Origin of the sequence: Roseobacter sp. MH60115 (assembly GCF_015644665.1) — a bacterium.
Taxonomy (GTDB): Bacteria; Pseudomonadota; Alphaproteobacteria; order Rhodobacterales; family Rhodobacteraceae; genus Roseobacter.
Map to the genome: position 1 here is coordinate 259,475 of NZ_JADOBQ010000001.1, position 12,925 is coordinate 272,399.

Sequence of the window (12,925 nt, forward strand, 5' to 3'; positions counted from 1 at the left end):
GAGACCGCGCTATTCAACCTGATAGGGTAGAACATCGCGCAGATTGGGATCGACGCGCAGCTTGCGTTCCAGCGGTGGCACCGCACGTTGATGGCAATTCGCCCGTTCGCAAATCCGGCAGGAGATGCCGATGGGCTCAAACGCGCCATCCCGGCTCAGGTCCATGCCATCGGCGTAGACGAGATCGCTGGCGTGCCGCACGTCACATCCTAAGGCAATCGCATATCGGCGCACGGGTGCACCGAACCGGCCTGCGGATTTCGACACGTCGCGCGCCAGATTGATGTAGCGGACACCATCAGGGGTCTCCGCCAATTGCCGCAGAAACTGGCCGGGCAGTTCAAAGGCGCGGTGCACGTTCCACAGCGGGCAGGCGCCGCCAAACCGGGCAAATTGCAGCCGCGTGGCGGAATGGCGTTTGGTGATCGTGCCCGCCTGATCGACCCGGACAAAGAAAAACGGTATGCCTTTGGCGCCGGGGCGCTGGAGGGTCGAAAGCCGGTGCGCCACCTGTTCAATGGAGGCGCCAAAATGGCCTGCCAGTGCCTCGACATCATGGCGGTAGGTGCGCGCTTCCTGCTGGAACGCGGCATAGGGCATCAGCGCGGCACCCGCGAAGTAATTCGCCAGTCCAATCTTTGCAATCGCGCGGGCTTCGGCGCTGTGGAACCGCGCCAGGTCCAGCGTGGCTTCCAGCAAGGCCTCCTGTTTGATCAGCGCGACCTGCAGCAGCAGCTGGAAGGTCTGGCTTTCGGGTGGCGCGCGCCGCGACAGGGTCAGTTCGCGGGTGTCGGGATCGAAACTGCGCAGCTTGTCCGTATCTGCAAACTGCACGGAAACCTTTGCATTTCCCAAGGCTGAAACCGCGGCGACCCGGATGTTGCGATGTCCGCCTTCCTTATTTGCAAAGTGCTCGGCGGCCCGATCCACAGCATCGATATAGTTGTCGCAATAGTGGAAAAAATCGCGCACTTCTTCCCAGGGGCTTGGGGTTGATCGCGCATCTTCCCGGCCCAGTGCTTCGTCCAATGACGCCAGCCTTTCCTGCATCTGGCGGTAACTGCGGTGCAGCTCCAGAAAGGCATGCGCAAAGGCGGGGGCGTTCGACGCGGCAAGGCGCAGATCTGCGACCGGGGGCAGGGCGTCTGCGAAAAGCGGGTCCGCCATGGCTTCGCGCATGTCACTGACCAGCCGTTCGCTGTCGCCCGTGCTCAGCTCGGTAACATCCAGCCCGAACTCCTGCGCCAGGGCCAGCACCACCGTGGTGGACACCGGCCGGTTGTTGTTTTCCATCTGGTTCAGATAGGGCAGTGAAACACCAAGCTTGGCGGCAAAGTCCTTCTGCGTCAGGCCTAGGCGCGTGCGCAATTCGCGCAGCTTGGCACCTGCATAGAGTTTCTGTGTGGCCATCCCCCGCGTCTCTCCCGGTAGTTTGCAAATTTGCAGATTCGTCAAAGCTATCTTTGCAAATCAGTACGGACAAGGTGCGGCAATGTTGGTTAACAAATGGTTTTGTATTTTGGGGACCTGAAGGTTTTTCCGCACACCCTGCCAGTAAATTTGGTCGTGCAGCTGGATTGCTCCAGATACTCGGGGCAGGCCCTGCCATCGCCGCCGTTTCTACTCAGCGCAGATGGCGGTGGCGGGCGGGCCTTCCGCCGGATCGATCGGGGTGTGTCAGGTCAGCGGATCCTGCAGCGCAATGCGTCTTTCGCGACGGTAGACCATCAGGATCGAGAGGACCGCCGCCGTTGAGGTGGCCAGCATGATGTAGAGCAGGGGGAAGGCCCCGGTTTCCGGACCCAGTGACGCGCCGGCCAACATGCTGAGGCCAGCACCGCCCCCGATCATGATGGCGCCGCCCAGGCCGGATGCGGAACCAGCAAGATGTGGGCGTACAGACAGCATGCCTGCGGTTGCGTTGGGGATGACCAGCCCGTTCCCCAGCCCCACAAAGGTCATTAAGCCAAAGAAACTGAGGGCACTGCCGTGGCCCACCAGGAAAATCAGCAGGGAGAGAAATACCCCGAAGGCGTTGATCAAGCTGCCGATCAGGATCAGTTTGTTGACGCCTACCCGCTGCGCCAGCATGCCGGTGAACATGTTGCCAAAGAAATAGCCAAGGGCTGGCGCGCCAAAGTAGATGCCCACCCAAAAAGGGGAGAGGCCGAAGACGACGGATCCGACAAAGGGACCGCCGCCGAGGTAGGCAAAAAACGCGCCGGAGCAGAAGCCCGCAGCAAGCGAGTACCCCCAGAACCTTGGGGAGGTCAGCAAGGCGGGATACTCGCCGAACTGTTGTGTGAGTGTCTTGCCGCTCTTGGTTGCCGTCTCGCCCTGATCTGCCCAAGCGAGCCAAAGGGTCATGGCGCCCATGATGAAGAGCGCCCAGAAATTGGCGCGCCAGCCAAAGAGCTCGTCCAGCACCCCGCCCAGCATGGGGCTGATCATGGGCACGATCGCCATGCCCATCGTGACATAGCCGATCATCGATGCCGCCTTGTCCTGCTCGAACATGTCGCGGACGGCGGCACGGCTGAGGACCATGGCCACGGCGACCATCGCCTGACAGACGCGGAAGACAAGGAATATCTCGGCGGTGGGAGCATAGATGCAGCCCAAGGTGGCGATGAGGAAAATACTCAGTCCAAAAAGGATCACCGGTCTGCGGCCGAACTTGTCGGAGATCGGGCCGATCAGGATCTGCAATATCGCGCTGACCCCGAGATACAGGCCAACCGAGAGCTGCATCACACCGTATTCGGTCTGGAAATATGCGGTCATATTCGGCAGGCTGGGCAGGAACATATTCATGACCATCGCGGACATGCCGGACAGCAGGATCAGCGTCGCGATATGCGGCGGCGTGGTCCGGTCCAGGAAGCGGATGGCAGGCGGATTTTGCATTCGTCAACGCTAGGCCACGTCCGGATTGTTGTCCACGCATAGCTGCTATGCGTCTCGCGCTTGTTTGCTGATTTGCAATTTGCAAAGTACGTGGTGAATAGACTTTGCAAATTAACGAAATATACCTTCGATCCTCCGCAATCCTTGAGTATGGTGCCGCAAACAACCAATGGGGTCCCCATGAAAGATATTCTGCATCAGCTTGAAGAGCGTCGTGAAACTGCCCGTCTTGGGGGGGGGCAGAGGCGGATCGACGCGCAGCACGGACGTGGCAAGCTTACGGCGCGAGAGCGGGTTGACCTTCTGCTGGATGAAGGCAGCTTTGAAGAGTTCGATATGTTCGTGACCCACCGCTGCACCGATTTCGGCATGGATCAGGAAAAGCCTGCGGGGGACGGTGTTGTCACCGGCTGGGGGACGATCAACGGGCGTTTGGTGTATGTTTTCAGTCAGGATTTTACGGTTCTGGGGGGCTCTGTCTCGGAGACCCACGCCAAGAAGATCTGCAAGATCATGGATATGGCGGTGCAGAACGGCGCGCCGGTCATCGGCATCAACGATTCCGGTGGTGCGCGGATTCAAGAAGGTGTGGATTCCCTAGCGGGCTATGGTGATGTCTTTCAGCGTAACATCATGGCGTCAGGCGTGGTGCCGCAGATCAGCGTGATCATGGGTCCTTGCGCGGGCGGTGCGGTCTATTCGCCCGCCATGACCGACTTCATCTTTATGGTCAAAGACAGCTCTTACATGTTCGTGACGGGCCCGGATGTGGTGAAGACCGTGACAAACGAGCAGGTGACGGCGGAAGAACTCGGTGGTGCGGGCACCCATACCAAAAAGTCATCGGTGGCTGACGCGGCTTTCGAGAATGACGTGGAAGCGCTTGCGGAAGTGCGGCGTCTTGTGGACTTCCTGCCGTCGAACAACCGGGAAAAACCACCTGTCCGCCCCTTTTTCGATGACCCCGACCGGGTTGAGACGTCACTGGACACGCTTGTGCCCGAAAACCCCAACACGCCCTATGACATGAAGGAGCTGATCCTGAAGCTTGGCGACGAGGGGGATTTCTACGAAATACAGGAAGAGTTCGCCAAGAACATCATCACCGGGTTTATCCGCCTTGAGGGGCGCACCGTGGGCGTTGTGGCGAACCAGCCGATGGTGCTGGCGGGCTGTCTGGACATCGACAGCTCGCGCAAAGCGGCCCGCTTCGTGCGTTTCTGCGATGCGTTTGAAATCCCGATCCTGACATTGATCGACGTACCGGGCTTTTTGCCGGGGACCAGCCAGGAGTACGGCGGTGTGATCAAACACGGGGCGAAACTGCTTTATGCCTATGGTGAGGCGACGGTGCCGATGGTCACGGTGATCACCCGCAAGGCCTACGGTGGGGCCTATGTGGTGATGTCCTCCAAGCACCTGCAGGCGGACTTCAACTATGCCTGGCCTACGGCGGAGATTGCGGTGATGGGCGCCAAAGGGGCGACGGAGATCATCCACCGTGGTGATCTGGGGGACGCGGAGAAAACGGCGAAACACACGGCGGACTATGAGGAACGCTTTGCCAACCCCTTCGTGGCGGCGGAACGCGGTTTCATCGACGAGGTGATCATGCCGCGCACGACCCGCAAACGCATCGCCCGCGCCTTTGCCAGCCTGCGCAACAAGCAGGCAAACACGCCGTGGAAGAAGCACGACAATATTCCGCTTTAAGCGAAAGAAGTACTTCGAAATGAGGAGAATAGATCAGGTTGTAGATGCTTTTCGAAAGCTTGGCGGCGCGGGCCGAATGGAAGATGTCTACAAGTACTTTGAAGTAACCGCAGAGGAAGAGTTGCCTCGGACATGGCGCGAAGGTGTTCGAGCTAGAATATACGAGCATTCATCTGATGCGCCCGGTGACTTCAGAGAAGACCTTTTCGAAAAGATTGAACATGGATTCTGGAAACTTCGAGGTGCACCCATTGAATCGGGCCTGATCGAAGAGCGAAGAGATTTGTCCGCCGATGAAGTCGTGGAAAAGGTGCTTGTTCGAGAACACTGGAGGAGCAAGCCGCAGCAATCGCTCTGGAGAAACCAGGCCTTCACAATCACCCACGCGGATGATGGCAAGTTCGAGGGCGCGGGGTTGCGGCCCTTCTTCGAATACCGCGATCTGGGGATCAAGGAGGCGACGCAGGGCAAATTCGGCGCACACATCATCCGCGCTGTGCCGGGTATGGAAAGCCCCGCAACATGGCATTCGCATGATCTGGCGTTCCAGATGGTCTATGTCACCCAAGGTTGGGTGGTCTTCGAATACGAGGGTACTGGCGAACATGTTCTGCGCGCAGGGTCCTGCGTGCTGCAACCGCCCGGGATCAAGCACCGGGAAGTGCGCCATTCCGACGATCTCGAACTGTTGGAGGTGATCTCCCCGGCGGATTTCGATACCCGGGACGAGGACGCCCCATGAGCCTGGTGACGGTCATCGCATTCACCGCCGCCACGGCCTTGCCCGTGCTCGATGTGCCATCAGGCCAGCCGGTGGAGCTTTATGAGGTTTTGGTCGATAAGGTCGGTGCCGAAACATGGCTGCGATTCCGCTTTCTGACACCGGAGATCGCGCGCGACGGTGGCAGTATCACCTTCATCGAGGCCGAAGCGGATCTGGAGCACCTCTGCGCCGAAGTCGCGCTGCCCTATCTCGCGGAATACGACCTCGCGCCCGAGATCGTGGCGGTTACGCTGCTGGACCGCCCGGTGGCCTTTGGTCTCACCGATCCGGAGGTCACGCAGTTCATTGATGTGTTCAGGGTTACCTCGGGTGCCTGTATCTGGGAGGGGTTCTGATGCGGCCACAAGATGTTGACGCGCGGCGCGGCATTCGGCGGAAATCTGCGGCCTTGCATGCCGGGCAAGGCGGATTGGCGCTGCTCACATTTCCTTTATCGGCGCCATTGCCTATGGTGACGCCGGGCGGTCGATTGGGCCGCTTCTTTCCAAGAACGGGCGCGGGCACCCAATATGTGCACCCGGCCGACAGACATTGTGACAGGAGATACAGATGTCGAAGAGCATCAAACTGCTGGCGACCTTGGGCTTCATCGCCCTCGTGGCCGCGTGTGCGAGAGAGCAGGAAGAATTCGTCGTGGTCGAGCCTGAGCCGATCTCGACTGAGCCGACATACACCGGCAAATACCAGTAACCAGACGGTGGGGCGGGTCTTTGGACCCGCCCTGACCGGCGCACCTCTGTTGTGGGGAGGGGCGTCATGCTGAAGCACCGCGGATTTCCCGGTCGATTGCCGGGCACCGATTTCCATTTCACGCTCAGACGGTTCAATCCGCGTGGGGTCACCCCGCTGACAGAGCGCGCGCGTTTCAAGGATCGCAAGCCCGCCGACCGGCGCGCAGACGCGGCCTTTTTCCAGGCACTCTGGGAGCATTTTGGCCCTGAGCCGTTCGAGCGGGGCAATCTTGATGCGGGCCGGTTGTCCTGGCTTTTTGGCCGCGAGGTGATTCCCGCCACCGATCCCTTTGATCCAGCGGACTACGAGGCAATGCTGGTGATCGACGAAAGGGTTGCGCGCCAGTCATTTCCGGAAGCGTTCGAGGGAGGATCGGCATGATTTTGCCACTGCCGACGACAAACCGGCGGGTCATGGCCCATTTGCCGCCGATGGCCGCGAAAACAGTAGAATGTTCAACCAATGCGAGTATTGTCGTTGATGCAGCCGCGCGCGAATATCCCCGCACCGTGTCTGTGTACACTATTCGTACCCCTTCCCCTGGCGGGCAGTTCAGCGCGGTTGCGCCCGGACTGCCCGCCTTTTTCGTGAGCCAGTCCAAGGCGTTGGAACAAAGAGGCGCGCTCGGCGTTGACGGTGCGTCAGCAGCGAAAACAAAAGGATACCAGTTATGCCAGTTAGAAAAGTCATGCTTGCGCTTGCCGCCTGCGCGGGCCTCGCGGCCTGCGGCGACACCTTGGGCGAACAGGCGGTCGGCGGCGCGGCCATCGGTGCCGGTACAGCTGTGGTCACCGGCAACGGCGCCCTGGCGGGTGCTGCCCTTGGCGCGGCGGGCAACGTGGCCTACTGCCAACTCAACCCAGGCAGGTGCAACTGACCTAAGGTCAGACACTTCCCATCCTGATTTCAACGCCGCGCGTGCCGCCCACGCGCGGCGTTTTGCGTGGACTGCCTCTTCATTACTTTGCACTGCCAAAAGGACCCCTCATGTTCAATAAGATCCTGATCGCCAATCGTGGCGAGATTGCCTGCCGCGTCATCAAGTCTGCCCGCAAGATGGGGATCAAGACCATCGCGATCTATTCCGATGCGGATAAGCAGGCCCTGCATGTGCAGATGGCTGATGAGGCGGTGCATATCGGTCCGCCGCCCGCCAACCAGTCCTACATCGTGATCGACAAGGTGATGGAGGCGATCAAATCCTCCGGCGCCGAAGCCGTGCATCCCGGATATGGGTTTCTGTCGGAAAACGCCAAGTTTGCCGAGGCACTGGCAGAGGCGGGTGTCGCATTTGTCGGCCCCCCCACAGGTGCCATCGAGCAGATGGGGGACAAGATCACCTCCAAGAAGATCGCGCAGGAGGCTGGGGTCAGCACGGTGCCGGGCTACATGGGACTGATCGAAGATGCGGAAGAAGCGGTCAAGATTTCGAATGAAATCGGCTATCCGGTGATGCTCAAGGCCTCCGCGGGCGGCGGTGGCAAAGGCATGCGCATTGCCTGGAATGATGAAGAGGCACGCGAGGGCTTCCAGTCGTCCAAAAATGAGGCGGCCAATTCCTTTGGGGATGACCGGATTTTCATTGAAAAATTCGTGACCCAGCCGCGCCACATCGAAATTCAGGTGCTCTGTGACGCGCATGGCAATGGCATCTATCTCGGGGAGCGGGAGTGTTCGATCCAGCGGCGCAACCAGAAGGTGGTCGAAGAGGCGCCCAGCCCGTTTCTGGATGAGGCCACACGCAAGGCGATGGGCGAGCAGGCGGTCGCCCTGGCGCAGGCGGTTGGGTACACCAGCGCGGGCACCGTCGAATTCATCGTCGACGGCGACAAGAATTTCTACTTCCTGGAGATGAACACGCGCCTGCAGGTGGAGCACCCGGTGACCGAGCTGATCACCGGTGTCGATCTGGTGGAGCAGATGATCCGCGTTGCCAATGGCGAAAAGCTGACCATCTCACAGTCGGATGTGACGCTGACCGGATGGGCCATCGAAAACCGGCTTTATGCAGAGGACCCGTATCGTGGCTTCCTGCCGTCCATTGGTCGGCTAACGCGCTACCGCCCGCCCGCCGAGGTTGCCGCCGGGCCGCTTCTCGACAATGACAAGTGGCACGGCGATGCCGAGAGTGGTCCTGCAGCGGTGCGCAACGACACCGGCGTCTATGAGGGCGGCGAGATCAGCATGTACTACGATCCGATGATCGCCAAGCTTTGCACCTGGGCGCCGACGCGGGCGGAGGCGATTGAGGCGATGCGCGTGGCACTGGATAGCTTCGAGGTGGAAGGGATCGGCCATAACCTGCCCTTCCTCTCCGCCGTCATGGATCATCCAAAATTCATTTCCGGCGACATGACGACAGCTTTCATCGCCGAAGAATACCCAGACGGTTTTGACGGCGTCGAATTGCCGGAAGCGGAATTGATCCGCATTGCGGCGGCCTGTGCAGCCATGCACCGGGTTGCGGAAATCCGGCGTGCGCGGGTGTCGGGCCGCATGGACAACCACGAACGCAAGGTCGGATCGGACTGGAACGTGCGGCTGCAGGGCCAGTCCTATGACGTGACCATCGCGGCGGATCAGGACGGCTCGACGGTGACCTTCGAGGACGGCGCGGAGTTGCGGGTGTCCGGCGCCTGGACGCCCGGTGACCAACTGGCGGAAATGACCGTGGCCGACGCCCCCCTGGTGCTGAAGGTCGGCAAGGTCAGCGGCGGGTTCCGCATCCGGACACGGGGGGCCGATCTCAAGGTGCATGTGCGCACGCCGCGTCAGGCGGAACTGGCGCGCAAGATGCCTGAGAAACTGCCGCCCGACACCTCCAAGATGCTGCTCTGCCCGATGCCGGGGCTGGTGGTGAAGATGGATGTCGCCGTGGGCGACGAAGTGCAGGATGGTCAGGCGCTCTGCACCATCGAGGCGATGAAGATGGAGAACATCCTGCGCGCCGAACGCCGGGGCGTGGTGTCCAAGATCAATGCGACCGCCGGGGACAGTCTGGCCGTGGACGATGTGATCATGGAGTTCGAATGACCCCTGAGCCCACAGATGCCAACTGCGATATGCGACAGGATCACCGCGTGATGGCGCGGTCTTTCTGTTCGCGGATTTCGCGTTGGCGCATGGGCATCTTGTCGATGCTGCGGCTGATTTCGCGCACGTCCCAGGGGAAGGGCTTGCGCAGCTTCACGCCGCCGTCCTTGCCGATGATCACCAGCATGAACCCGCGCGGACGCAGTTTTTTGCGCAGATCCGACTGTGCATCGGGGTCGGTGTCGGTGATCACAACCACGTCACGCGCGACCAACTCACCGGGGCGCTGCTGCAGCAGGCGCATCTGTTCGGTAAAGGCGGGGTTGTCCTCGCTGTCGGCAAAGACGACAATGGGGCGATTTTTCCACTTAAATTGGTTCAAATCGACTTCTTCCATGGTCACGAACAGCTTCGCCTCAGGCTCTGCCTCTGCGGTCTGCGCGGCGGTCCCATTGGCAAAAAGGCAAGCGAGAACAAGGGGTAATATCGGTTTCATCGTGTCTCCTGTCCCGTCCAATATAGGCCGCTCATCCAGATATGCGATGGGTAATACCGGCAAATTTACCATTAAATCCGCAGCAAGAGATTGCGTGTAATGATGATGTCCTCCGCAACATCCGGACCGATCGGAGCGGTCGTTTCACATCGGGTCACACAGGTCATGGACGTTATCCTTCACGTTGGTGCGCACCGCACGGGAACAACGACATTTCAGGACTACATGCGCCGCCACGCTGACCCCCTGGCGGAGGCGGGCATTGGCTATTGGGGCCCCGGTCGGACGCGCCGGGGGCTGTTCGCTGGTCTGGTGCCGAAACCCGAGGTGGCGAAGGGCCGCGATCTGCGCCGCCGGGCCGAGGGCCGCATTCAGTTGCAACTGACCGCAGCGCGGGCGCGGGGCCTCAAGACCCTTTTGATCAGCGATGAAAACATGATCGGCACGGTGCGCGACAACATCCGCACCGGCAGTCTCTACCCTGCCATTGGCGAGCGCATGTCACGGTTTGCCCGCGCGTTTGAGGGGCAGTTGAGCACGGTTATTTTCAGCCCCCGCAGTCTCGAACTCTACTGGAGTTCGGCCTTGTCTTATGGGATTGCCCGCGGACACGCTGTGCCGGAACGGGACAAGCTGCGCGGCATCGCGCACTCATGCCGCGGCTGGCGGGACGTGATTGCCGATTTGGCCTGCGCGCTGCCCGAGGCTGACATCCGGGTGATGCCGTTCGAAACCTATGCCGGGCGGCCAGAAATGCTGCTTGAAAAAGGGGCTGGCCTGGATGCGCCCCGGAACGCGGAACGCATGTGGCTGAACCGCGCGCCGACCCTGGCGGACCTGCGCCGTGTGCTGGCCGACCGAGGATCGGAGGGCAGCGTGCTGCCCTTTGGCATGGGGCGCTGGAACCCCTTTACCCCGGAAGAAAATGCAGCTCTGCGAGAGACTTACGCAGACGATATGATGTGGCTCCATGCCGGTGCAGACGGCATGGCCACCCTGACAGAGGATCAAACCCGGACAAGAGCAGGAAAAATTCTGCCGGCCGGGCCACAGACAGAAGGACAAGGGAATGAGCTCGACGAAAGACAAGTGGCGCGACCTGGCTGAGGCGGAATTGCGCGGCAGGCCGCTCGACGATCTGACGTGGCAGACCCTCGAAGGCATTGAGGTTCAGCCGCTTTATACGGCGGATGATGTCGCCGATCTTGCGCATCTGGGTACCATCCCGGGGGAGGCGCCCTATACGCGCGGCGTGAAGGCGACGATGTACGCAGGGCGCCCCTGGACCATCCGTCAATACGCGGGGTTTTCAACGGCGGAAGAAAGCAACGCCTTTTACCGCCGCGCGCTGGCCGCCGGGCAACAGGGGGTATCGGTTGCCTTCGATCTCGCCACTCACCGGGGCTATGACAGCGATCACCCCCGCGTCGAGGGGGATGTGGGCAAGGCGGGCGTGGCCATCGACAGCGTTGAGGATATGAAGATCCTCTTCGACGGCATCCCGCTCGACAAGGTCTCCGTCTCCATGACGATGAATGGCGCGGTGATCCCGATCCTCGCGAATTTCATCGTGGCGGGGGAGGAGCAGGGGCATGATAAATCCCTGCTGTCGGGCACGATCCAGAACGACATCCTCAAGGAATTCATGGTGCGCAACACCTATGTTTACCCGCCGGAACCGTCGATGCGGATCATCGCGGATATCATCGAGTACACCTCCGACCATATGCCGAAGTTCAACTCGATCTCGATCTCCGGCTACCACATGCAGGAAGCGGGCGCGAACCTCGTGCAGGAGTTGGCCTTCACACTGGCGGACGGGCGCGAATACGTGCGGACCGCCATCGCGCGGGGCATGGATGTGGACAAATTCGCCGGGCGGCTGTCGTTCTTCTTTGCCATTGGCATGAACTTTTTCATGGAGGCCGCGAAGCTGCGCGCGGCGCGGTTGCTCTGGTCGCGGATCATGGCGGAGTTTGAGCCGAAGAACCCCAAATCCTCGATGCTGCGCACCCATTGCCAGACCTCTGGTGTGAGCCTGCAGGAGCAGGACCCCTATAACAACGTCATCCGCACCGCCTATGAGGCGATGAGCGCGGTTCTGGGCGGCACCCAGTCGCTGCACACCAACGCGCTGGATGAGGCCATTGCCCTGCCCACGGAAAACTCCAGCCGGATCGCGCGGAATACCCAATTGATTTTGCAGGAAGAAACCGGTGTGACCAATGTGGTCGATCCGCTTGCTGGATCCTATTACGTGGAAAAACTGACCTCCGATCTTGCGGATGCCGCCTGGAAGCTGATCGAAGAAGTTGAAGAGATGGGCGGCATGACCAAGGCGGTGGCCAGCGGTATGCCGAAACTGCGCATTGAGGAGGCTGCGGCCACCCGGCAGGCCGGGATCGACCGGGGGACCGAGGTGATCGTGGGGGTCAACAAGTACCGCCGCGAGAAGGAAGACATCATTGATATCCTGGACATCGATAATGCCGCTGTGCGGGACAGTCAGATCGCGCGGCTCGACAAGATCCGCGCTGCGCGGGATGAGACCGCTTGCACCCAGGCGCTTGATGCCCTGAGCACCTGCGCAGCAGAGGGCGGCAACCTGTTGGCCGCTGCAGTAGAGGCCGCCCGCGCGCGGGCAACCGTGGGAGAAATCAGCATGGCAATGGAAAAAACCTTTGGGCGCCATCGTGCCGAAGTCAAAACGTTGGCCGGTGTCTATGGGGCCGCCTACGAGGGAGATGAAGGCTTCGCCGCCATTCAGAAATCGGTGGAGGAATTTGCCGAGGCCGAAGGGCGCCGCCCGCGCATGCTGGTGGTCAAGATGGGTCAGGACGGGCATGACCGGGGGGCCAAAGTGATTGCCACCGCCTTTGCGGATATCGGGTTCGATGTCGATGTGGGGCCATTGTTCCAGACCCCGGCAGAGGCGGCGCAGGATGCGGTTGACAATGACGTGCATGTCATCGGCATCAGCAGTCAGGCGGCGGGCCACAAGACGCTCGCGCCGCAGCTGGTCAAGGCATTGAAAGAGGCCGGCGCTGAGGATATTCTGGTGATCTGTGGCGGGGTGATCCCGCAGCAGGACTACCAATTCCTCTATGATGCCGGCGTCAAGGCGATCTTTGGACCCGGGACCAATATTCCCAAGGCGGCACAGGACATCCTGTCGCTCATTCGCACCGCGCGACAATAGAGGGTGTGGAAGTTCGACACCCTGCGGAGTCGGGAATCCACGAAGAAACAAGGGCTTGAAG

Annotated in this window: 12 protein-coding genes; 9 read left to right on the top strand and 3 right to left on the bottom strand. The window is 60.7% G+C overall.

Features of this window, described 5'->3' with window-relative positions; translation table 11 throughout:
• Positions 1 to 9: 9 nt before the first annotated feature.
• Positions 10 to 1,410: a helix-turn-helix domain-containing protein gene (locus ISX84_RS01210; protein ID WP_195818495.1), complete on the bottom strand. Its 1,401-nt coding sequence runs from the start codon at positions 1,408 to 1,410 to the stop codon at positions 10 to 12.
• A 267-nt stretch (positions 1,411 to 1,677) separates the two neighbouring features.
• Positions 1,678 to 2,907: a multidrug effflux MFS transporter gene (locus ISX84_RS01215; RefSeq protein WP_195818496.1), complete on the bottom strand. Its 1,230-nt coding sequence runs from the start codon at positions 2,905 to 2,907 to the stop codon at positions 1,678 to 1,680.
• 180 nt (positions 2,908 to 3,087) lie between these two features.
• Here ISX84_RS01215 and ISX84_RS01220 point away from each other — a divergent pair, with 180 nt between their 5' ends.
• The 7 genes from ISX84_RS01220 to ISX84_RS01250 all read left to right on the top strand — a co-directional run bounded on the left by ISX84_RS01220 (position 3,088) and on the right by ISX84_RS01250 (position 9,169).
• A complete protein-coding gene (locus ISX84_RS01220; protein ID WP_195818497.1) occupies positions 3,088 to 4,620 on the top strand; it encodes an acyl-CoA carboxylase subunit beta in 1,533 nt (510 codons plus the stop codon).
• Positions 4,621 to 4,903: 283 nt separating this feature from the next.
• On the top strand, positions 4,904 to 5,362 hold the full coding sequence (locus tag ISX84_RS01225; RefSeq protein ID WP_229884031.1) for a cupin domain-containing protein: 459 nt from the start codon (positions 4,904 to 4,906) through the stop codon (positions 5,360 to 5,362).
• Entirely contained in the window at positions 5,359 to 5,739 is a 381-nt protein-coding gene (locus ISX84_RS01230; RefSeq protein WP_195818499.1) for a DUF6497 family protein, read from the top strand. The genes ISX84_RS01225 and ISX84_RS01230 overlap by 4 nt, the downstream gene beginning before the upstream one ends.
• A gap of 214 nt (positions 5,740 to 5,953) precedes the next feature.
• Positions 5,954 to 6,094, top strand: coding sequence for a hypothetical protein (locus tag ISX84_RS01235; protein WP_195818500.1), 141 nt, complete (start codon positions 5,954 to 5,956; stop codon positions 6,092 to 6,094).
• A 66-nt stretch (positions 6,095 to 6,160) separates the two neighbouring features.
• Positions 6,161 to 6,517, top strand: a complete 357-nt coding sequence (locus tag ISX84_RS01240; RefSeq protein WP_195818501.1) for a hypothetical protein — start codon at positions 6,161 to 6,163, stop codon at positions 6,515 to 6,517.
• Positions 6,518 to 6,806: 289 nt separating this feature from the next.
• The gene (locus ISX84_RS01245) at positions 6,807 to 7,013 is read left to right on the top strand and encodes a hypothetical protein (RefSeq protein WP_195818502.1); all 207 of its coding nucleotides are present in this window, start codon (positions 6,807 to 6,809) and stop codon (positions 7,011 to 7,013) included.
• A gap of 110 nt (positions 7,014 to 7,123) precedes the next feature.
• Positions 7,124 to 9,169 (top strand): acetyl-CoA carboxylase biotin carboxylase subunit, encoded by a 2,046-nt coding sequence (locus ISX84_RS01250; protein WP_195818503.1) that lies wholly within the window; start codon positions 7,124 to 7,126, stop codon positions 9,167 to 9,169.
• A 40-nt stretch (positions 9,170 to 9,209) separates the two neighbouring features.
• Here the strand turns inward: ISX84_RS01250 and ISX84_RS01255 are convergent, their stop codons facing one another.
• Positions 9,210 to 9,665 (bottom strand): DUF4174 domain-containing protein, encoded by a 456-nt coding sequence (locus tag ISX84_RS01255; protein WP_195818504.1) that lies wholly within the window; start codon positions 9,663 to 9,665, stop codon positions 9,210 to 9,212.
• Between the two features lie 165 nt (positions 9,666 to 9,830).
• Here ISX84_RS01255 and ISX84_RS01260 point away from each other — a divergent pair, with 165 nt between their 5' ends.
• Positions 9,831 to 10,772 carry a hypothetical protein gene (locus ISX84_RS01260; protein WP_195818505.1) on the top strand — a complete coding sequence of 314 codons (942 nt, stop codon included), beginning with the start codon at positions 9,831 to 9,833 and terminating at the stop codon, positions 10,770 to 10,772.
• Entirely contained in the window at positions 10,735 to 12,864 is a 2,130-nt protein-coding gene (gene scpA / locus ISX84_RS01265) for a methylmalonyl-CoA mutase (RefSeq protein ID WP_195818506.1), read from the top strand. The genes ISX84_RS01260 and scpA overlap by 38 nt, the downstream gene beginning before the upstream one ends.
• Positions 12,865 to 12,925: the final 61 nt, after the last annotated feature.